Genomic DNA, 19249 nt, shown 5'->3' with positions numbered 1-19249 from the left:
GCATGACAGTTTCGATTGCCGGCAAGGCCCCATGGTTGAAGGACGAGGCCCTGCAAAGATTGCTCGCTGCCCTTTCCGCCAATGGCGAGGGCGCACGCGTCGTTGGCGGTGCAGTGCGCAATGCGCTTCTCGGGCAGGAGGTGTCCGATCTCGATATCGCGACCACCTGTGTGCCGGATGAAACGATTCACCGGGCACAGGCGGCGGGGTTCAAGGCCGTGCCGACCGGGATCAGCCACGGCACGGTGACCGTTGTCGCCGGCAAGCGGCCGTTCGAGGTGACGACGTTGCGCGCCGATGTCGAGACCGACGGGCGCCATGCCGCCGTGGCCTTCGGCCGGGACTGGCAGGTCGATGCGAACCGGCGCGATTTCACCATCAACGCGCTCTATGTCGAGGCGGATGGCACGATCGTCGATCTGGTCGGCGGTCTTGCCGATATTGAAAGCCGGACCCTGCGCTTCATCGGCGACGCGGAGCAGCGTATCCGCGAGGACTATCTGCGCATCCTGCGCTTCTTCCGGTTTTTTGCCTGGTATGGCCATGGCCGTCCCGAGAGCGAAGGCCTGAAGGCCTGCGCCCGCCTGAAGGATGGGCTGGCGCAGCTGTCGGCGGAGCGTATCTGGTCGGAGCTGAAGAAAATGCTGGCGGCGCCGGATCCTTCGCGCGCGCTGTTGTGGATGCGTCAGGCGGGCGTGCTGACGGCCGTTTTGCCCGAGAGTGAGAAATGGGGCATCGATGCGATCCATGGTCTCGTCAAGACCGGGAACGAGCTGGGCTGGGCGGCTGATCCGCTGCTGCGCCTTGCCAGCATGATCCCGCCCAATGCCGAGCGCATTCACGCCATGGCGGTGCGCCTCAAGCTTTCCAATCAGGAACGCGAGCGGCTGCAGGCATGGGCTGGTGCCGTGTTGCCCAATGCCGAAATTTCCGAGGGCGGGTTTGCCAAGCGGCTTTACCGCAGCGAGAAGCAGGGCATGATGGACCGCCTGCGCCTTGCCTTGGTTTCAGCGCGCATGGAGGCGCTCAATGACAATGCCGCTATGATGCGTGCCGGCCATCTGTCAAAACTTCTGGAATTTGCCAGGACGTACGAGAAACCCAAATTCCCCATCACCGGCGGCGATCTCATTGCGGCCGGTCTGGAAAAGGGCCCCGATGTGGGCAAGCTGCAACGCGCGCTTGAGGATGTCTGGATTGACTCGGGCTTCACGCTCGACCGCGATGCGCTGCTCGCCAGAATTCCCGAATTTATCGGGAAAGCCTAGGCTGCCTTGCCCTTTTCAGGCTGGATATTGGCCTTGATCGTTTCGAGCATGGCTTCGCGAATGGCCGTTTCGCCGTGGGTTTCGCGAAGGTGCTCGGTGGCGCGGCGGATGATCTCGGCTTCGGTGTCGTGACGGGTATGCCACTGGCAACCGGGAACGATGCAATGAAGTTCTTTCATGGCCTTTTCTCCCTGTTGTGGGCCCGGTGTGACGCGAGCCCTCTCCATCGAGATACGGCTAGATACCGTACCGGCAGCACCATAACGCATGAAAGCCCGGATTGATCCCTGAAAAAATCAGTTCACGGCCATTTGACCGTTGGCGGCATGGACGACAGGATCGAATCCACATTGCCGCCGGTCTTCAGGCCGAAGATGGTGCCGCGATCATAGAGCAGGTTGAATTCGACGTAGCGTCCGCGCCGGACCAGTTGTTCCTGCCGGTCTTCGGAACTCCAGTCCCGGTTGAAATTCTGCCGGACGAGATAGGGGTAGACCACCGAAAAGGCCCGGCCGACGTCGCGGGTGAAGGCGAAGTCGGCATCCCAGCCGCCATTCTCGTCGGAGGAATGCAGCCAGTCATAGAAAATGCCGCCCGTACCGCGCGGCTCCTTGCGGTGCGGCAGATAAAAATACTCGTCGCACCAGTCCTTGAACTTCTGGTGGCTGGCGACTGCCGCATGCTTGTCGCAGACGAATTTCATCGCCTTGTGGAAAGCGGCGGTGTCCGCGTCTTCCTGCGTCCGCTTGCGGTCGAGAACCGGCGTCAGGTCGGCGCCGCCGCCAAACCACTGGCGGGTGGTGACAACCATGCGCGTGTTCATGTGCACTGCCGGGACGAACGGGTTCTGCGGATGGGCAATCAGTGAAATACCCGAGGCCCAGAAGCGCGGATCTTCATCCGCACCGGGTATCTGCTTGCGGAATTCCGGTGAAAATTCGCCATAGACGGTGGAGGTGTGAACCCCGACCTTCTCGAAGACCCGGCCATGCATGATCGACATGATCCCGCCGCCGCCTTTGCCTTCCTCGCGCTGCCAGGGCGTCTGGACGAAGCGGCCCGCCGGCCGGTCGGAGAGGGGGCCTTCCAGATCATCCTCGAGCTGCTCGAAACTGGCGCAGATCTTGTCGCGCAATTCGGCAAACCACGCAGTGGCGGCTGTCTTCTTGTCTTCAAGTGCCTCAGGCAGGATGGCGGGAATATCCGGGCGGTCCATATGAGCGATTCCTTCTTGCTGTGCACTTTATCACATCCGGGGCGCGGCAAAGGAAGGTGGTCTTTGGGCTATCCCAAAAAAATGACTCGTTTTCGGGGCGGGGTTTGATCTACTCTCCGCCATACAGGGTTCAGGCAGGGATGCAAAATGGTCTCCAAAGTACCCAGGACACACTTTCCCAAGCCGCCGCTCGACGGCTTGCGCAAGCAGTTGAAGGAAAGCCGGGGCGAAGCCACCCGGCAGCGCGGCGCATTCATCCGCGAGAGCTTTCGCCTGCCGCGTCCTGCCGCCCGCGAGAAGGCGAAGGAGTGGTTCGAGCAATACCCGAAGGCGGCCTACTGGACGGAAATCGAAAGCTGGTACGAACGGCCGGGCGATATCATCGAATTCACCATGCGCCGTTTGCCCAATGCCGACTAAAGTCGACTGGAAAGACTGCTGAAAGTGTGAAATTTTCAGAATTGCAGGAAAAATTGACGCGAATTGTCAGCAATCGAACACTTTTCTTCATAAATGGCATCAAATTATTTCAATGATGGATTCAGGATTGTCATGAATCGTGGCTGACAGCCTGCCATAAAGACAGTAGAACTTTTTTCAGCGCCGGAGAATCTTCCGGCCGCGCAATAAAAAATTCAAGGAGGACACTATGCGCTTATCGTTGATCTCTGGCGTGGCGTTGACGGCTGTCATGGCGATGACTTCATTCGCCCGTGCTGACATCGTCATCGGCAACATCGCGCCTGTAACCGGCCCTGTGGCTGCCTATGGCATGCAGGTGAAGAACGGTGTTGCAGCGGCTGCGGAAGCCATCAATGCCGAGGGCGGCATCAAGGGCGAGAAGATCGTCATCAAGCTTTTCGATGATGCCGGCGAGCCGAAGCAGGGTGTATCGGTTGCCAACCAGGTGGTCGGCGAAGGTATCAAGTTTGTGGTTGGCCCGGTCACGTCAGGCGTTTCGATGCCGGTTTCCGACGTGCTGGCTGAAAACGGCATCCTGATGATCACTCCAACCTCCACCACTCCTGATCTGACGACACGCGGCCTGGACACCGTGTTCCGCACCTGCGGCCGCGATGACCAGCAGGCCGAGGTTGCTGCCCAGTACATTCTCAAGCATTACAAGGACAAGCGCGTCGCGGTTGTCTATGACAAGAACACCTATGGCACGGGCCTTGCCAACAATCTGAAGGCAACGCTCAACAAGGGCGGCGTCAAGGAAGTTGTCGATCAGGGCATCAATGCCGGTGAAAAGGATTACAGCGCGCTCATTACCCGCCTGAAGTCCGAAAAGGCCGAAGTCATCTATTTCGGCGGCTATCATCCGGAAGGCGGCCTGATTGCCCGCCAGCTGGCTGACCAGGGCATCAAGGCCCAGATCATCGGTGCCGAAGGCCTGTCGAACACGGAATATTGGGCCATTGGCGGGGCTGCAGCTGCCGGTACGCTGTTCACCAACAGCGCCGATCCGACAAAGAACCCGTCTGCCGCAAAGATCATGGAAGCGCTGAAGGCCAAGAACATTCCGGCTGAAGCTTTCACGCTCAATGCCTATGCGGCGCTGCAGGTCATCAAGGCCGGCATTGAAAAGGCTGGTTCCGCCGATCCGGCAGCCGTGGCTGCGGCCCTGCACTCCGGTGCGGCCGTTTCTACCGTTGTCGGCGACCTGACCTACGCGAAAACAGGCGACCTGACGACGCCGACCTTCGTTCTCTACAAGTGGGAAGACGGCAAGGCAGCTGAAGTCAAGTAAGCTTCCTGTCAGTTGAATGAGGACGCCGGTCAGACATGGCCGGCGTTTTTCATGCGGGCAGCGAGAACTGCCGCAAGGCTTCACCGGTTGCGATGGCCGCCGACAGCGCCAGATTGAGCGACCGCGCGCCCGGCACCATGGGAATGATCAGCCTGGCATCGGCCGACTGGTGCACCTCATCCGGTACGCCTGATGATTCGCGTCCAAGCAGCAGGATATCGCCTCGCCGGAAGGCAAACTGCGTGTAGGGCACGGCTGCCTTGGTCGAAAACAGCAGCAGGCGGCGCTGTTCGCCCTGCCGCCATTTCTGGAAGTGCTGCCAGTCGGCATGGCGGGTGAGTGCGGCCTGCTCGAGATAATCCATCCCCGCGCGTTTGAGCGAGCGGTCGGAAACATCAAAGCCCGCGGGCTCGATGAGGTCGACGCCGATTCCAAAACAGGCAGCCATGCGCAGGATCGTACCGGTATTGCCCGGAATATCCGGCTGATAAAGCGCGATTCGCAGGTCGGTTTTGACTTCAGTCACAGGCGGCATGCTCCATTGGCAATATTTTACTCATGCAGGCGTATTTCATGAGAATAGGCTCTCGCTTTTTCCGTTCATAATAGGTATAGGGTTTCGACCGCAACGCTAACTTTGGAGGTGTCGATGACTGAATTTTTCCGACTTCTTCCAAACCGGATGGCTTCTCCTGAAGAAGCCGTGGCCGGTGTCGTTGGCGGTCTTGTGTCTGTTTTTTCCGCGTAGTTTTTCTTCCCTGACACAAGTCGCAATCGTCCCATGGTTGGCGTTTGCATGTTTGTTTCCTTCTGTTTCCATCATGCTCCGGCAACCTAAGCGCAGTAACCGCCACTCTGCGCCGGAATCATTCTCGTCTCGCATGTCATGCCGAGACCGTCGCCCGAAAGAGGTTAGATAATGTTTCGCTGGTTTGAAAAAAGGCTTGAGGCGTTTCCATCCGCCGAGCCCGGTGAGCCACCCAAGACACTCGTTGCATTCTGCATGCACTATACGCGCGGCGTCTGGCCGTGGCTCGCGGTCATGGCGGTGTGCACGGCGTCGATCGCCGTCCTTGAAGTATCGATGTATGCCTTCATGGGCAATGTCGTCGACTGGCTGTCCAACCAGTCGCGTGAAACCTTCATCGCGCAGGAGGGCTGGAAGCTCGCACTGCTGGCAGGCGTCGTGCTGATCGTCATGCCCGGCATCGTGCTGCTCGATTCGCTGGTCATTCACCAGACCCTTTTGAGCAACTACCCCATGCGCATCCGCTGGATGGTGCATCGCTATGTCGTCCGCCAGTCCATGACGTTCTTCCAGGACGAGTTTGCCGGGCGGATTTCCACCAAGCTGATGCAGACATCGCTCGCCGTGCGCGAGGCGGTGATGAAGCTGCTCGATGTCTTGAACTATGTGATTGTCTATTTCAGCGGCACGCTCATCATCGCCGCCGCTGCGGATTTGCGTCTCATGGTGCCGTTCCTGATCTGGCTTGCCGCTTATATCGGGTTGATGTGGTACTTCATTCCGAAGCTGCAGGTGGCATCCAAGGCGCAGGCGGATTCACGCTCATCCATGACCGGCCGCATCGTCGACAGCTACACCAACATTGCCACGGTCAAGCTTTTCTCCCATTCCAAGCGGGAAGAAAACTATGCCCGCGAGGGAATGGAGGAGTTCCTGTCCACAGCCTATACGCAGATGCGCATGGTGACGGGATTCCATGTCATGCTCTATGCGATGAACTGCCTTCTGCTGTTCTCGGTGAGCAGCATTGCGATCTGGCTGTGGCTGGGTTCGGCCATCTCCGTTGGCGCTGTGGCCGTGGGCATTGGCCTCGTGCTGCGTCTCAACGGCATGTCGCAGTGGATCATGTGGGAAATGTCGGCGCTGTTCGAGAATATCGGAACAGTGGAAGACGGCATTACCTCCATCTCGCTGCCGCGCCTTGTCACCGATGTTCCCCACGCGCCGGAACTGGCCGTCAGCGCCGGTGCCATCCGCTTCGAAGCCATCGGTTTCCACTATGGCAAGGGTGCGGGCGTCATCGACAAGCTGTCCCTCGATATCCGGCCGGGCGAAAAGATCGGGCTGGTCGGCCGGTCAGGGGCGGGCAAGTCGACGCTCGTCAACCTGCTGCTGCGGTTCTACGATCTGGAGAGCGGCCGCATCACCATCGATGGCCAGGACATCGCCAAGGTGAAGCAGGATTCGCTGCGCGAACATATCGGCATGATCACGCAGGATACTTCGCTGCTGCACCGCTCCATCCGCGACAACGTGCTGTACGGCAAGCCCGATGCCTCGGAAGAGCTGATGCGCCAGGCCGTGCAGAATGCACAGGCGGAGGCGTTCATCGAAGCGGCATCCGATCCCAAGGGACGGCGCGGGTTCGATGCGCATGTGGGCGAACGGGGCGTCAAGCTCTCGGGCGGCCAGCGCCAGCGTATCGCCATTGCCCGGGTCATGCTCAAGGATGCGCCGATTCTCATCATGGATGAGGCGACCTCCGCGCTTGATTCGGAAGTGGAAGCGGCCATCCAGGACAATCTTTACCGGCTGATGCAGGGGAAGACGGTCATTGCCATCGCACACCGCCTGTCCACCATTGCGGCGCTTGATCGTCTCGTGGTGATGGACAAGGGCAGGATCGTGGAAAGCGGCAGCCATGAGGAACTGATTGCCGCCGACGGCATTTACGCCAACCTCTGGGCGCGGCAATCCGGCGGCTTCCTCGGGCTGGATGACGAGCAGGAAGCGGCGGAATAACCGGCTTTTACCCTGTTTCAGACATGGCGCCTCCCGGTTCGGCCGGGGGGCGTTTTCTTTGCCGGAGAATATCTGAACGAACTTTAATTTGACGGGCAGGAGGACTCACTCAACAGTATCTTTTCAGTCGCGCGCTGCACGTCTGACCCAGAAAGGCTTCTGCACCGCATGAGAAATCTCTTCCGTCTGTTCGAAAGCTGGATCGATCCCTACGCTGCACCGCCGGCGGATCATGTCCCGTCGCGGCCGTTTCCGTTCATCTGGTTCTATGTCCGGCAGGCCAAGGCCGCGTTTTTCGCCGTGCTGGTGCTGGGCGGGCTGGTGGCGCTGACGGAAGCGGGCCTGTTCTGGTTTCTCGGCGGGCTCGTTGATATCCTGGCATCGGTCAACCCGGCAAAGGGCTGGCAAGGCCTGATGCAGGATCACGGCACGCCGCTTCTTCTGATGCTGGCGGGTGTCCTCATCGCCCGGACGATCATCCTGACGCTGTCGGCGCTGGTCGAGGAACAGACGGTTGTACCTGGTTTCTTCAATCTGGTGCGCTGGCAGGCGCATCTGCACACCTATCGCCAGAGCCTTGCCTTCTTCCAGAATGACTTTTCCGGCCGCATCGTCACCAAGGTCTGGGCGACGGGGCAGGCGGTTGGCGATTTCATGATGACGCTTCTGCAGGCCATCTGGATCTGCATCGTCTACAGCGTCACCACCATCGCGCTGATCGGCGACCTTGACTGGCGGCTGGCGACGATCGTCGTCGTCTGGCTCGCGGTGTTCAGCCTGATCGCCCGCTATTTCCTGCCGCGCGTGCGCCGGGCTGCGGCGGAGACCGCGGAAGCAAGCTCCGTCGTCACGGGCCGGCTGGTCGACGGCTACAGCAATATCCAGACGCTGAAACTGTTCGGCAGCGCCGAGCGCGATGACGCCTATATGCGGCAGGGCATGCAGCGCTGGCTCGATGCCATCATTCCTTTGACGCGCGGCCTGAGCGGCATCCGCATTGCGCTCGGCGCAACCAGCGGTGTCATGATCTGCGCTGTGGCGATTGTTTCCATCGATCTGTGGTTGAAGTCGGAAATATCGCCCGGCGCCATCGCCTTCACCCTCGGCCTTGTCCTGCGGCTGAGCATGCTTTTGGGACGGACCATGGCCAACCTCAACGGTCTCCTGCGCAATTACGGCACCATCCAGAATTCGATGGAGCTGCTGGCGCGGCCGGTCACCGTGGTCGACAAGCCCGGTGCGGCGCGCCTTGCGGTACCCGCAGGCGCCATCCATTTCGACAATGTGCAGTTTCACTACGACCGTTCGAAGCCGGTCTTCGACAATCTGTCGCTGAGCGTGCTTCCCGGCGAAAAGGTCGGGCTTGTCGGACGTTCCGGTGCGGGCAAGTCCACCCTGGTCAATCTGCTCCTGCGCTTCTACGACGTCCAGGCCGGGCGCATCCTGATCGACGGGCAGGACATTGCGCAGGTCACGCAGGACTCGCTGCGTGCGCATATCGGAATGGTAACGCAAGACACGTCGCTGCTGCATCGCTCCGTGCGTGACAACATTCTGTATGGCCGTCCCGACGCATCCGACGAACTGATGCGGCAGGCGGTGGAGAACGCACAGGCCGAAACCTTCATTGCCGCCCTGACCGATCCCAAGGGCAGGCAGGGCTTTGACGCCCATGTGGGCGAGCGCGGCGTCAAGCTGTCCGGCGGCCAGCGGCAGCGGATTGCCATTGCGCGGGTCATGTTGAAGGATGCACCGATTCTCATTCTCGATGAGGCGACGTCGGCGCTCGATTCGGAGGTGGAAGCCGCCATTCAGGACAATCTCTACCGGCTGATGCGCGGCAAAACCGTCATCGCCATCGCGCACCGCCTGTCGACCATCGCTGCCCTCGACCGGCTTGTGGTCATGGATGGCGGACGCATTGTCGAGAGCGGCAGCCATGACGCGCTGATCGCTGCCAACGGGCTCTACGCCGGGCTTTGGGCGCGCCAATCCGGCGGCTTTATCGGGCGCTCGTGAGGCCGCTGCGAAAATGCAAACAGATTCATGGCCAAAGAGTGGAAAAGGTGTGGCGACTTATCCCTGCGACATCCTGCCCTTGTGGCTCTGTCAGGCTGGACAAGCTCCTGCGACATGCTTAGAAACCACGCAATATGCTGGGGAATCCGCGAGGCTCATTCTATGGGCCAGTCGTGTATTGTGGTGACAAAGTGGACTCTCCTGCTGCGTTGTTATTCGGAAAGGAACAGGCCCCGTGAGCGCACACGATACGACCGAGCCGACACGGCGTGACTTCCTCTATATTGCGACAGGTATGGCCGGTGTGGTCGGAGCGGGAGCCTTTGCATGGCCCTTCATCGACCAGATGAGACCGGACGCATCCACGCTGGCAGTCTCGTCCATCGAAGTTGATGTTTCAGCGCTGACGCCGGGCATGTCCCTGACAGTCAAATGGCGCGGCAAACCCGTTTTCATTCGCAACCGTACGCCGAAGGAAATCGAGGATGCCAAAAACGTCCAGCTGAGCCAGCTCAAGGATCCGATTGCGCGCAATGCCAATCTGCCGAGCGATGCCCAGGCGACCGATGCGGATCGCGGTGCAGGCAAAGGCAAGGAAAACTGGCTGGTCATGATCGGCGTGTGCACCCATCTGGGTTGCATTCCGCTCGGGCAGCAGGGGGATTTCGGCGGCTGGTTCTGCCCGTGCCACGGCTCGCAATACGATACTGCCGGGCGCATCCGTTCCGGTCCCGCACCGGAAAACCTGCCCGTCCCGCCACTTTCATTCATTTCCGACACCGTCATCAAGATCGGCTAAGGTTCCAGGGGGAGACACGACATGAGCGGTGGACATTCATCCTATACGCCGAACACAGGTATCGAAAAATGGGTCGATGCGCGACTTCCGTTGCCGCGTCTGATCTATGATTCATTCGTCGCCTATCCTGTTCCGCGCAATCTCAACTACGCCTATGCCTTCGGTGGCATCCTGGCGATCATGCTGGTTTCGCAGATCATCACCGGTGTCGTTCTGGCCATGCATTATGCGGCCGATACGGGACTGGCCTTCAATTCCGTTGAAAAGATCATGCGCGATGTGAATTCGGGCTGGCTGTTGCGCTACCTGCATTCCAACGGCGCATCGATGTTCTTCCTTGCGGTCTGGGTGCATATTTTCCGCGGGCTCTACTACGGTTCCTACAAGGCGCCGCGCGAGCTGCTGTGGATCCTCGGCGTGATCATCCTTCTCCTGATGATGGCAACCGCCTTCATGGGCTACGTCCTGCCATGGGGCCAGATGTCGTTCTGGGGTGCAACCGTCATCACCGGCTTCTTTACGGCGTTTCCGATCATCGGCGACCCGATCCAGCAGCTGTTGCTCGGCGGTTTTGCCGTGGATAATCCGACCCTCAACCGCTTCTTCTCGCTGCATTACCTGCTGCCCTTCATGATTGCCGGTGTTGTCATCCTGCACGTCTGGGCCCTGCATGTGACCGGCCAGACCAACCCGACCGGTATTGAAGTCAAGTCGAAGACGGACACGGTGGCGTTCACACCCTATGCAACCATCAAGGATGCATTTGCGCTGTCGCTCTTCCTGATCCTCTTTGCCTATTTCGTCTTCTACATGCCGAACTACATGGGTCATCCGGACAACTACATCCCGGCCGACTCGCTGAAGACGCCAGCCCACATCGTTCCTGAATGGTACTTCCTGCCGTTCTACGCGATGCTGCGCGCCATCACCTTCAACATCGGACCGATCAACTCGAAGCTCGGCGGCGTTCTGACCATGTTCGGCTCGATCGCGATCCTGTTCATCGTGCCGTGGCTCGATACATCGAAGGTGCGTTCGGCCGTCTACCGTCCCTGGTACAAGCTGTTCTTCTGGATCTTCGTTGCCAATGCCATCATGCTCGGCTGGCTCGGTTCGCGTCCTGCCGAAGGCATCTACACGATCCTTTCGCAGCTCGGCACAGCCTTCTACTTCGGCTTCTTCATCATCATCATGCCGTTGCTCGGCCTGATCGAAACGCCGCGCCGCATACCAAACTCGATTACGGAAGCTGTGCTTGCCAAGACCAAGAGCGGCGGTCAGCCCGCGGGTGTTGCGGCGGCTCCGGAAACCAAAGGCTGAGAAACGTGAAGGACTCTCCGATGAAAAAAATCCTCCTCGGTCTCGCAGCTGCCGGTCTCGGTACCATGCTGGCTCTCGGCGGCGGTGCGTTTGCGGAAGAAGCAGCCCACAATGCGGCTGAGCCGACGCATTTCCCGATCAAGCATCCGGAACAGATGAAGTGGTCCTTCGCCGGACCCTTCGGCACCTATGACAAGCAGCAGTTGCAGCGCGGTCTGAAGATCTACAAGGAAGTCTGCTCGGCCTGCCATTCGATGAAGCTGGTGGCTTTCCGTTCGCTTTCGGAACTCGGCTACAGCGAAGCGCAGGTCAAGGCATTCGCCGCGGAATATGAGGTGAAGGACGGCCCCAATGCGGAAGGTGAGATGTTCACCCGCAAGGCTATCCCGGCCGATCATTTCCCGGCGCCGTTCGCCAATGAACAGGCAGCGGCTGCCGCCAACAATGGTGCCGCTCCGCCCGACTTCTCGCTGATCGCCAAGGCCCGTGCCGTCGAGCGCGGCTTCCCGCAGTTCCTGATCGATATCTTCTGGGGACAGTATCAGGAAGGCGGACCGGACTATATTCACGCGCTGCTGACCGGCTTCGGCGAGACACCGCCGGAAGGCATGAAGATTCCCGAGGGAACGCACTACAACCCTTACTTCATCGCCGCAAAGTCATTGGCCATGGCCCAGCCGTTGCAGGATGGCCAGGTGACCTATGATGACGGTTCGCCGCAGACGCTGGCGCAGTATTCGAAGGACGTATCGGCATTCCTGATGTGGGCTGCTGAACCGCACCTGGAAGACCGCAAGAAGACCGGCTTCCGCGTCATGATCTTCCTTGTTCTGTTTGCAGGTCTCCTCTACGTCGCCAAGCGCCGTATCTGGGCCGACATCGAACATTGATCGGCTCTGACAATATCTGATCCGGAAAGGGCGCCTTGCGCCCTTTTCTTTTGCGGTGGTGGTCTATTAAACTGCACCGCTGTGCGCCTTGCAGGCACAAAGGAGTGACGACATGGATTCGACGCTGAAGCAGACGCTGGTGGATGCCATTCGGAATATCCCCGACTATCCCAAACCCGGCGTCATGTTTCGCGACATCACGACCCTGCTTGGCAATGCACGCGCCTTTCGCCGGGCCGTCGATGAACTGGTCCATCCCTATGCGGGCGGCAAGGTCGACAAGGTTGCCGGTGTGGAAGCGCGCGGCTTCATCATCGGCGGCGCCATGGCGCACCAGCTGTCCTCCGGTTTCGTGCCGATCCGCAAGAAGGGCAAGCTGCCGCATGATACGGTGCGCATTGCCTACAGCCTGGAATATGGCGTCGATGAAATGGAGATGCACCGGGATGCCATCGTGCCGGGTGAGAAGGTCATTCTCGTCGATGACCTGATCGCGACGGGCGGTACGGCCGAAGCTGCGGTGAAACTGCTGCAGCAGATGGGCGCCGACATTGTGAGCGCCTGCTTCATCATCGATCTGCCTGACCTGGGCGGGCGCAGGAAGCTCGAAGCGCTTGGCGTCAACGTGCGCACGCTCGTCGCCTATGAAGGCCACTGAGGGCCTTCTGCGGGCCGTTACTAGGCTAATCCTATCAACGCGGCGCTGTTGAACTCCAGGACCTTCTGTTCGTTCTGGTTATAGGCCGCTGATGACATCTGCATCATCGCCCAGCCTGGGCGCGATTGCAGCGCGCGAAACCCGTTCAATGTCCGGGTGAAGCGGATCGTATCGCCGGCATAGACCGGCTTCAGCCATTTCAGGTCTTCAAAGCCGGGCGAGGGGCCGAATTGCGGCGGCGTTTCGCCCCGCTGCATGGCCGCCTTGACCTGGCGTTTCATGTCCTCGACATTCAGCCGCATCCAGATGGCCGTCGTGTGCCAGCCGGAGGCGCACAGCGCCCCGAAATTGCTATGCCTGGCCGCTTCCGGATCGACGTGAAAACGCTGCGGATCGTATTTCCTGGCAAAGGTGACGATCTCTTCCGCGGTGAATGTGTGCGAGCCGAGATCGCGTTCGATCCCGATAAGGGCGGTGAGGGCTGCGCTCATGCTGCGGCGGGCTCCCGCAATGTGAACATGCCGGTGTTCTGCAGTTCGCAGACCACCTCGCCATGCTGGTTGGAGATGGCGTGGTGCAGCACGATGAAGCCGAGGTCCGGCTTGGATTTGGATACCCGCCGTTCGATGACCGTGCTCTTGCCGGTCAGCGTGTCTCCGGCAAGAACCGGCTTTTTCCACTTGGCGTAGTCGATGCCCGGCGCACCCTGCGATGTGGAATCGAGAAGATAGGCATCGCACATCATGCGCATGAACATGCAGACCGTGTGCCAGCCGGAGGCGGCAAGGCCGCCAAGGATGCTGGCCTTGCCCGCAGCCTCGTCCAGATGGAAGGGCTGGGGGTCGAACTGCGTGGCAAAATCGATGATCTCGCTGGCTTCGACGGATTTTGCGGGCAGCAGCCATTCGCTGCCAACCGTGAAATCCTCATAGGCATATCGGGGGGTATCGTTGCTCATGCCATCATAATAGGCATGAGCGCATTTGGTTCAAGAGGCAGAAGCGCGTCTTATGTGTTGAAACGGAACAGCATGATATCGCCGTCCTGCACCACATATTCCTTGCCTTCGTCGCGCGCCTTGCCCGCTTCCTTGGCAGCGACTTCGCCGCCGAGGGTGACATAGTCATTGTAGGCGATGGTCTGCGCGCGGATGAAGCCGCGCTCGAAATCGGTGTGGATGACGCCGGCGGCCTGCGGTGCCTTGGAACCGCGTTCAACGGTCCAGGCGCGGGCTTCCTTCGGCCCCACGGTGAAATAGGTGATCAGGTGCAGAAGCTTGTAACCCGCGCGGATCAGGCGATCGAGACCCGGCTCGTCCAGGTTCATCGCGTCGAGATATTCCTTGGCTTCTTCATCCGGCAGCTGTGCAACCTCGGCTTCGATGGCAGCGGAGATGGTGACCGTCTCGGCGCCCTGGGCCGTTGCCATTTCCTCGACGGCTTGCGTGTGTTCGTTGCCGGTTGCCGCATCGCTTTCGGCGACATTGCAGACGTAAAGCACCGGCTTTGAAGTCAGGAGATTGAGGCCCTGCAGAATGAGGAGGTCTTCAGGTGCGATGCCGTTCAGCATGAAGCGGACCGGCTTGCCGCCCTGCAGCAGGGAGAGTGCCTGTTCCATGACGGGAAGAACGGTAAGGGCTTCCTTGTCCTTGACGCCAGCGCGCTTGCGAAACTGAACGATGCGGCGTTCAAGACTGTCAAGGTCGGAAAGCATCAGTTCCGTCTCGACGGTTTCAGCGTCGGAGACGGGATCGATCCGGCCTTCCACATGGGTGATGTCGTCATCTTCAAAGCAGCGCAGGACGTGCACCACGGCGTCGACTTCGCGGATATTGGCGAGGAACTGGTTGCCGAGGCCTTCACCCTTGGATGCGCCGCGCACGAGGCCGGCGATATCGACAAAGCTGATGCGGGTCGGGACGATGTTGGCGGATTTGCCGATCTTGGCGATGGCCTGCAGGCGCGGGTCGGGCACGGCAACTTCGCCGGTGTTCGGCTCGATGGTGCAGAACGGATAGTTCGCAGCCTGCGCGGCAGCTGTCTTGGTCAAGGCGTTGAAAAGCGTCGATTTGCCGACATTGGGCAAGCCAACGATGCCGCATTTGAAACCCATAATCTGCGATCCTTATTCTTTCTTGCCGAAGAGCTTGTTCAGCATGTCGGCCATCGGGCCGGTTTTTGGAATGGTGACGGTCGGCTTGGCCGGACGCGCCTGCCGGATATGGCTTTGACCCGCCGGTTTTGCAACGGGTTTCGGTTCGCTCCTGTGGCCGCTGCCGGTGGCGAGCGCCACACGGTTCATGAACCCGGCATCGTCCTTCTTGACGAGCAAACCCGTATTGTCGGCGATGGCCCCGAGAATGGGCTCGACCCATTCGCCATCGGCCTTGGAAAAATTGCCGAGGACATGGTGCGTCACCATCTCCTTGACGCCGGGATGACCGATCCCGACACGAATGCGCCGGTAGTCCTTGCCGCAATGGGCATCGATGGACTTGATGCCGTTGTGCCCGCCCGAACCGCCGCCCGTCTTCACGCGCAGCTTGCCCGGCGGCAGATCCAGTTCGTCATAGATGACGACGAGATCGTCCAGCGCCAGCTTGTAGAAGCGCATGGCCTCGCCAACGGACTGGCCGGACAGATTCATGAAGGTCTGGGGCTTGATCAGAATGACCTTTTCGCCGTCGATCGTGCCATCGGCGATCAGGGCCTGAAACTTCTTGGTCCAGGGAGAAAAACGATGGCGACGGTGTATTTCATCCGCCGCCATGAAACCGATATTATGCCGGTTTGCAGCATATTGGGAGCCGGGATTGCCAAGACCTGCGATGAGCAGCACGGTGCCATAGCTCCCAATAGAGACGATTACTCGCCGTCTTTTTCTGCCGTTTCAGTGGTCTCGGCTGCTGCCTCAACGGTCTCGTCTTCTGCAGCGAGAACAGCCGGAGCGGCAATCGTGGCGATGGTGAAGTCACGATCATGGATAACCGACGTTACGCCCTTCGGCAGTGTAACAGCGGAAATGTGGATCGAGTCACCGATCTGCAGGCCGGTCAGATCGATTTCGATCGCATCCGGAATTGCATTTGCTGGGGCATGCAGTTCGACATCGTGACGAACGATGTTGAGAACGCCGCCGCGCTTGATGCCTGGGGACAGTTCTTCGTTGAGGAAGTGAACAGGGACGTTCACGTTCACAACCGACTTTGCCGACACACGCAGGAAGTCAACATGCACTGGCTTGTCGCTGACCGGATCAAGCTGGAAATCCTTGGGAAGGACCTGAATGGACTTGCCATCCAGCTGGATGTTCGCGATCGTCGTCTTGAAGCCGCCGCCGTGAATCTTGTAGTAGAGTGTCTTGTAGTCGAGGGTAATCGAGATTGGTGCCTGCTTGTCACCATAGATGACTGCTGGCACTTTACCGTTGCGGCGAAGTTCCCGGGAGGACCCCTTACCAACCCGTTCGCGCGCCTCGGCCTTGAGCTCGTATGCTTCGCTCATGGCATTTCCTTTCGAGGTTCAAATCTGGAGTGTTTTCCGGGTTGTCTGCAAGGATAGCCCAAAAAACATGAAGCGGTCGCATGGCCATCCGGAACCGGATGAAATGACCGCCCCATTCCGCGTTGCCTCCAAGGGTGTCTACGCGGATGGCGGCTCTATAACGGAAAGAGACGCCATGTGCAAGTTTGTTGCTTGACCGGCATGGCGGGAAAGTCTGTCATTCCACCGTTACAGGCGCTGTTTAGGGCGGGAAAACAAAACAAGGGCGGGCAATGGCCGGGACAATAGCGCTGGAACAGCAAAAAATCGTGGCGCGCGACGCGTTTTATACCTTCGGCAAGATCGGCCTTCTGTCCTTTGGCGGTCCCGCCGGGCAGATCGCGATGATGCACCGGGTGCTGGTCGATGAAAGAAAGTGGATCAGCGAGGAACGCTTCCTGCATGCGCTGAATTTCTGCATGCTGCTGCCCGGACCCGAAGCAATGCAGCTTGCCACCTATCTCGGCTGGCTGTTTCACGGGGTGAGGGGCGGTGTTGTCGCCGGGCTTCTGTTTATCCTGCCGGGCGCGTGCGTGATGCTGGCGCTGTCGGCGCTCTATGTCAGTTTCGGGCAGGTGCCTGTTGTCGAGGGGCTGCTGTTCGGTCTGAAAGCGGCGGTGCTGGCGATCGTGCTCGAAGCCCTGATCAAGGTCGGCAAGCGCGCCCTGACCGACTATCCCGCCTATGGTATCGCTGTTTGCGCGTTTATCGCCATTGCCCTCATCAAGATGCCGTTCCCGCTGGTCATCCTGATCGCCGGGCTTTTCGGTTTCGCGCGCTATCGCCTGACCAATAGATTGCCCCCATCATTGCCGGAGGCAAGCCTTGCTGAACCGGCGGCGCGCGGCGCTTTCCAGTCCGCCATGGTGTGGACCATGCTCTGGCTGGGACCGCTTGTGCTCTTAGTGGCGGGGCTGGGGCAAAGCAATGTCTTTGCCGCCGAAGCAGCGTTCTTCTCCAAGATGGCGGTGGTAACCTTCGGCGGCGCCTATGCGGTTCTTGCCTATGTGGCGCAGCAGGCCGTGGACTATTACGGCTGGCTGAAGCCCGACGAAATGCTCACCGGTCTCGGTCTTGCGGAAACCACGCCCGGACCGCTGATCCTGGTGCTGGCCTTTGTCGGTTTCGTCGGCGGCGCGCGCCTGTCCGGCTTCGATCCGCTCACCGGCGGCCTGTTTGGCGGGCTGACGGCGCTGTGGTTCACCTTTGCGCCGTGTTTTCTCTGGATTTTTGCCGGTGCACCCTTTGTCGAGCGGCTGCGCCATGTCGGCTGGCTGAAGGCCTCGCTGGCGGCAATTACCGCTGCCGTCGTCGGTGTCATCGCCAATCTTGCCGTGTGGTTCGGCCTGCATGTGCTGTTTGGCGCTTTTCAGGAGACCTTGCTTGGCCCGCTGCATCTGCCGCTGCTGGACCTCGCCGCCTTTGACTGGGCGGCGGCGGCCATAGCATCGGGGGCGGCAGTCGCGCTGATTGCGCTGCGCCTGAACATGCTTGTTGTGCTGGGACTGGCGGCGCTGGCCGGTATCCTGCTCCGGCTCTAATCGAACAGGCTGGAAACAGACTCTTCCGCCGCCGTGCGCGAAACCGCTTCGCCGATCAGGTCGGAAATCGACAGGACGCGAATGTTGTGCGCCGCTTCGATGGCCGGTGTCGGCTGGATGGAGTCGGTGATCACCAGTTCCTTCAGTTTCGAGCTGGTGATGCGGGCAACCGCGCCGCCGGAGAGTACACCGTGGGTGATGTAAGCGGTGACGCTGGTGGCCCCCTTGGCGAGGAGGGCCTCGGCCGCATTGCACAATGTGCCACCGGAATCGACGATGTCATCGAACAGCAGACAATCCTTGCCGCTGACTTCACCGATGACGTTCATGACTTCCGACTCGCCGGGACGGTCGCGGCGCTTGTCGACGATGGCCAGCTGCGCGTCGATGCGCTTGGCCAGTGAGCGGGCGCGGACGACACCGCCGACGTCTGGTGATACGACCATGACATTCGACGTGCCGTAATGGGTGCGGACATCACTGGCGATAACGGGAACCGCATAGAGATTGTCGGTCGGGATATCGAAGAAACCCTGAATCTGGCCGGCGTGCAGATCAAGTGTCAGCACGCGGTTTGCACCGGCTTCGGTGATCAGATTGGCCACCAGCTTGGCGGAGATCGGCGTACGCGGACCGGCCTTGCGGTCCTGGCGGGCATAACCGAAATAGGGAAGGACTGCGGTGATGCGCTTCGCCGAGGAGCGGCGGAAAGCATCGATCATGATGAGCAGTTCCATCAGGTGATCATTTGCCGGGAAGGATGTCGACTGCATGACGAAGACGTCTTCGCCGCGCACATTTTCCTGGATCTCGACAAATATCTCCTGATCGGCGAAGCGCCGGACGCTGGCCTTTCCAAGCGGAATATTGAGATATTTGGCGACAGATTCAGCGAGAACGCGATTGGAATTGCCCGCGAATAGTTTCATGCCCGTATTTTCCCCGGTGCCAGCCAAGTGAAGGATATGCCGGGCCTTTTACTGTGCCTGACGCACATTGCAAGCGGGCAGGGCAGATTCATGCACAGTTCCTCGCAATTATCGCGTCAAACGCGTAAATATGTCACGTCTTGGCGCCGGATACCCATTTCAGATAGCCGTCGATGGCCTTGTCGGCGATTGATTCCATCACCTTCGGCGGTACGGTACTCCAGGGATCGGTGCCGTTGCCGGGGACGATTTCCTGTCCCTGGATGCGGTGAAGCCGGGTCCCCGCGGGATCGAGCACGTCCCAGACATAGATGATCGTCGTCTGGTTGCCGTCGGGCAGGGCGGAGAAATAGCCCTTCATGATATGTGTGTTGTCGGTATCGGCGGCGGTGCCGAGCACAATGCCCTTGGCCTTGGCCAGCGCCGAAAGACGTTGCGACAAAGGTGTGGCGGCGGCAATCGGGGCGCCGACGATCGGGGCGAAACGCAGTTTTGCCGTGCGGGACACGCCCGGCTGCGCGGCGCCCGATGCCACGGCGGTGCC

19 protein-coding genes and 1 pseudogene are annotated in these 19249 nt (G+C 59.9%); 10 read left to right on the top strand and 10 right to left on the bottom strand.

The window, feature by feature from the left end:
* Positions 1 to 2 precede the first annotated feature (2 nt).
* Positions 3 to 1268, top strand: coding sequence for a CCA tRNA nucleotidyltransferase (locus ACTJJ7_RS20925; protein WP_440968751.1), 1266 nt, complete (start codon positions 3 to 5; stop codon positions 1266 to 1268).
* Here the strand turns inward: ACTJJ7_RS20925 and ACTJJ7_RS20920 are convergent.
* Together ACTJJ7_RS20920 and hemF are read right to left on the bottom strand one after the other, a co-directional pair.
* Positions 1265 to 1447, bottom strand: coding sequence for a DUF1059 domain-containing protein (locus ACTJJ7_RS20920; RefSeq protein ID WP_105732019.1), 183 nt, complete (start codon positions 1445 to 1447; stop codon positions 1265 to 1267). The genes ACTJJ7_RS20925 and ACTJJ7_RS20920 overlap by 4 nt on opposite strands.
* 122 nt (positions 1448 to 1569) lie before the next feature.
* On the bottom strand, positions 1570 to 2484 hold the full coding sequence (hemF, locus tag ACTJJ7_RS20915) for an oxygen-dependent coproporphyrinogen oxidase (RefSeq protein WP_105732020.1): 915 nt from the start codon (positions 2482 to 2484) through the stop codon (positions 1570 to 1572).
* Between the two features lie 147 nt (positions 2485 to 2631).
* Between hemF and ACTJJ7_RS20910 the strand changes: the two genes are divergently transcribed.
* Both ACTJJ7_RS20910 and ACTJJ7_RS20905 read left to right on the top strand, forming a co-directional pair.
* Positions 2632 to 2904: a hypothetical protein gene (locus ACTJJ7_RS20910; RefSeq protein ID WP_440968701.1), complete on the top strand. Its 273-nt coding sequence runs from the start codon at positions 2632 to 2634 to the stop codon at positions 2902 to 2904.
* A 229-nt stretch (positions 2905 to 3133) separates the two neighbouring features.
* Positions 3134 to 4237: an ABC transporter substrate-binding protein gene (locus ACTJJ7_RS20905; protein ID WP_105732022.1), complete on the top strand. Its 1104-nt coding sequence runs from the start codon at positions 3134 to 3136 to the stop codon at positions 4235 to 4237.
* A 49-nt stretch (positions 4238 to 4286) separates the two neighbouring features.
* Here ACTJJ7_RS20905 and ACTJJ7_RS20900 read toward each other — a convergent pair whose 3' ends face one another.
* Entirely contained in the window at positions 4287 to 4763 is a 477-nt protein-coding gene (locus ACTJJ7_RS20900; RefSeq protein ID WP_440968700.1) for a tRNA (cytidine(34)-2'-O)-methyltransferase, read from the bottom strand.
* Positions 4764 to 5156: 393 nt separating this feature from the next.
* On the opposite strand from ACTJJ7_RS20900, the gene ACTJJ7_RS20895 reads away from it, so the two are divergent.
* The 6 genes from ACTJJ7_RS20895 (at position 5157) to ACTJJ7_RS20870 (ending at position 12693) form a co-directional block, all read left to right on the top strand.
* Positions 5157 to 7007: an ABC transporter ATP-binding protein gene (locus ACTJJ7_RS20895; protein ID WP_130269790.1), complete on the top strand. Its 1851-nt coding sequence runs from the start codon at positions 5157 to 5159 to the stop codon at positions 7005 to 7007.
* A 168-nt stretch (positions 7008 to 7175) separates the two neighbouring features.
* Positions 7176 to 9026: an ABC transporter ATP-binding protein gene (locus ACTJJ7_RS20890; RefSeq protein WP_440968699.1), complete on the top strand. Its 1851-nt coding sequence runs from the start codon at positions 7176 to 7178 to the stop codon at positions 9024 to 9026.
* A 235-nt stretch (positions 9027 to 9261) separates the two neighbouring features.
* Positions 9262 to 9825 carry a ubiquinol-cytochrome c reductase iron-sulfur subunit gene (gene petA, locus ACTJJ7_RS20885; RefSeq protein ID WP_105732026.1) on the top strand — a complete coding sequence of 188 codons (564 nt, stop codon included), beginning with the start codon at positions 9262 to 9264 and terminating at the stop codon, positions 9823 to 9825.
* Between the two features lie 21 nt (positions 9826 to 9846).
* Complete coding sequence (locus tag ACTJJ7_RS20880; RefSeq protein WP_105732027.1) at positions 9847 to 11145, top strand: cytochrome b; 1299 nt, start codon at positions 9847 to 9849, stop codon at positions 11143 to 11145.
* A 20-nt stretch (positions 11146 to 11165) separates the two neighbouring features.
* The gene (locus ACTJJ7_RS20875; RefSeq protein ID WP_440968698.1) at positions 11166 to 12035 is read left to right on the top strand and encodes a cytochrome c1; all 870 of its coding nucleotides are present in this window, start codon (positions 11166 to 11168) and stop codon (positions 12033 to 12035) included.
* A gap of 112 nt (positions 12036 to 12147) precedes the next feature.
* Positions 12148 to 12693, top strand: a complete 546-nt coding sequence (locus ACTJJ7_RS20870; protein WP_105732029.1) for an adenine phosphoribosyltransferase — start codon at positions 12148 to 12150, stop codon at positions 12691 to 12693.
* 20 nt (positions 12694 to 12713) lie between these two features.
* Here the strand turns inward: ACTJJ7_RS20870 and ACTJJ7_RS20865 are convergent, their stop codons facing one another.
* From ACTJJ7_RS20865 to ACTJJ7_RS20845, 5 genes are read right to left on the bottom strand one after another with little or no spacing between them, the layout of a single operon-like run.
* Positions 12714 to 13184, bottom strand: a complete 471-nt coding sequence (locus tag ACTJJ7_RS20865) for a MaoC family dehydratase (protein ID WP_440968697.1) — start codon at positions 13182 to 13184, stop codon at positions 12714 to 12716.
* The gene (locus tag ACTJJ7_RS20860; RefSeq protein WP_440968696.1) at positions 13181 to 13651 is read right to left on the bottom strand and encodes a MaoC family dehydratase; all 471 of its coding nucleotides are present in this window, start codon (positions 13649 to 13651) and stop codon (positions 13181 to 13183) included. The genes ACTJJ7_RS20865 and ACTJJ7_RS20860 overlap by 4 nt, the downstream gene beginning before the upstream one ends.
* 50 nt (positions 13652 to 13701) lie before the next feature.
* On the bottom strand, positions 13702 to 14805 hold the full coding sequence (gene ychF / locus ACTJJ7_RS20855) for a redox-regulated ATPase YchF (protein ID WP_440968695.1): 1104 nt from the start codon (positions 14803 to 14805) through the stop codon (positions 13702 to 13704).
* 12 nt (positions 14806 to 14817) lie between these two features.
* On the bottom strand, positions 14818 to 15531 hold the full coding sequence (pth, locus tag ACTJJ7_RS20850; protein WP_105732033.1) for an aminoacyl-tRNA hydrolase: 714 nt from the start codon (positions 15529 to 15531) through the stop codon (positions 14818 to 14820).
* A gap of 26 nt (positions 15532 to 15557) precedes the next feature.
* Positions 15558 to 16196 (bottom strand): 50S ribosomal protein L25/general stress protein Ctc, encoded by a 639-nt coding sequence (locus ACTJJ7_RS20845; protein WP_440968694.1) that lies wholly within the window; start codon positions 16194 to 16196, stop codon positions 15558 to 15560.
* Positions 16197 to 16468: 272 nt separating this feature from the next.
* On the opposite strand from ACTJJ7_RS20845, the gene chrA reads away from it, so the two are divergent.
* A complete protein-coding gene (gene chrA, locus ACTJJ7_RS20840; RefSeq protein ID WP_440968693.1) occupies positions 16469 to 17776 on the top strand; it encodes a chromate efflux transporter in 1308 nt (435 codons plus the stop codon).
* Here the strand turns inward: chrA and ACTJJ7_RS20835 are convergent.
* Together ACTJJ7_RS20835 and ACTJJ7_RS20830 are read right to left on the bottom strand one after the other, a co-directional pair.
* Positions 17773 to 18705, bottom strand: coding sequence for a ribose-phosphate pyrophosphokinase (locus ACTJJ7_RS20835; RefSeq protein WP_105732037.1), 933 nt, complete (start codon positions 18703 to 18705; stop codon positions 17773 to 17775). The genes chrA and ACTJJ7_RS20835 overlap by 4 nt on opposite strands.
* A gap of 133 nt (positions 18706 to 18838) precedes the next feature.
* Positions 18839 to 19249, bottom strand: a pseudogene (locus ACTJJ7_RS20830) (hypothetical protein); the annotation flags it as partial.

Source organism: Phyllobacterium sp. 22229 (assembly GCF_052056495.1).
GTDB lineage: Bacteria > Pseudomonadota > Alphaproteobacteria > Rhizobiales > Rhizobiaceae > Phyllobacterium > Phyllobacterium myrsinacearum.
Note: the sequence above shows the minus strand (reverse complement) of the source record. Positions and strands in the feature narration are given on the sequence as shown.

Excerpts from the sequence above, each read along its gene's own strand:
- hemF (WP_105732020.1), bottom strand. The coding sequence starts at position 2,484 with ATGGACCGCCCGGATATTCCCGCCATCCTGCCTGAGGCACTTGAAGAC.
- ACTJJ7_RS20870 (WP_105732029.1), top strand. The coding sequence starts at position 12,148 with ATGGATTCGACGCTGAAGCAGACGCTGGTGGATGCCATTCGGAATATC.
- ACTJJ7_RS20910 (WP_440968701.1), top strand. The coding sequence starts at position 2,632 with ATGGTCTCCAAAGTACCCAGGACACACTTTCCCAAGCCGCCGCTCGAC.
- ACTJJ7_RS20880 (WP_105732027.1), top strand. The coding sequence starts at position 9,847 with ATGAGCGGTGGACATTCATCCTATACGCCGAACACAGGTATCGAAAAA.
- ACTJJ7_RS20835 (WP_105732037.1), bottom strand. The coding sequence starts at position 18,705 with ATGAAACTATTCGCGGGCAATTCCAATCGCGTTCTCGCTGAATCTGTC.
- chrA (WP_440968693.1), top strand. The coding sequence starts at position 16,469 with ATGGCCGGGACAATAGCGCTGGAACAGCAAAAAATCGTGGCGCGCGAC.
- ACTJJ7_RS20905 (WP_105732022.1), top strand. The coding sequence starts at position 3,134 with ATGCGCTTATCGTTGATCTCTGGCGTGGCGTTGACGGCTGTCATGGCG.
- ACTJJ7_RS20925 (WP_440968751.1), top strand. The coding sequence starts at position 3 with ATGACAGTTTCGATTGCCGGCAAGGCCCCATGGTTGAAGGACGAGGCC.
- ychF (WP_440968695.1), bottom strand. The coding sequence starts at position 14,805 with ATGGGTTTCAAATGCGGCATCGTTGGCTTGCCCAATGTCGGCAAATCG.
- ACTJJ7_RS20860 (WP_440968696.1), bottom strand. The coding sequence starts at position 13,651 with ATGAGCAACGATACCCCCCGATATGCCTATGAGGATTTCACGGTTGGC.
- ACTJJ7_RS20920 (WP_105732019.1), bottom strand. The coding sequence starts at position 1,447 with ATGAAAGAACTTCATTGCATCGTTCCCGGTTGCCAGTGGCATACCCGT.
- ACTJJ7_RS20845 (WP_440968694.1), bottom strand. The coding sequence starts at position 16,196 with ATGAGCGAAGCATACGAGCTCAAGGCCGAGGCGCGCGAACGGGTTGGT.
- ACTJJ7_RS20865 (WP_440968697.1), bottom strand. The coding sequence starts at position 13,184 with ATGAGCGCAGCCCTCACCGCCCTTATCGGGATCGAACGCGATCTCGGC.
- ACTJJ7_RS20895 (WP_130269790.1), top strand. The coding sequence starts at position 5,157 with ATGTTTCGCTGGTTTGAAAAAAGGCTTGAGGCGTTTCCATCCGCCGAG.
- ACTJJ7_RS20890 (WP_440968699.1), top strand. The coding sequence starts at position 7,176 with ATGAGAAATCTCTTCCGTCTGTTCGAAAGCTGGATCGATCCCTACGCT.
- ACTJJ7_RS20875 (WP_440968698.1), top strand. The coding sequence starts at position 11,166 with ATGAAAAAAATCCTCCTCGGTCTCGCAGCTGCCGGTCTCGGTACCATG.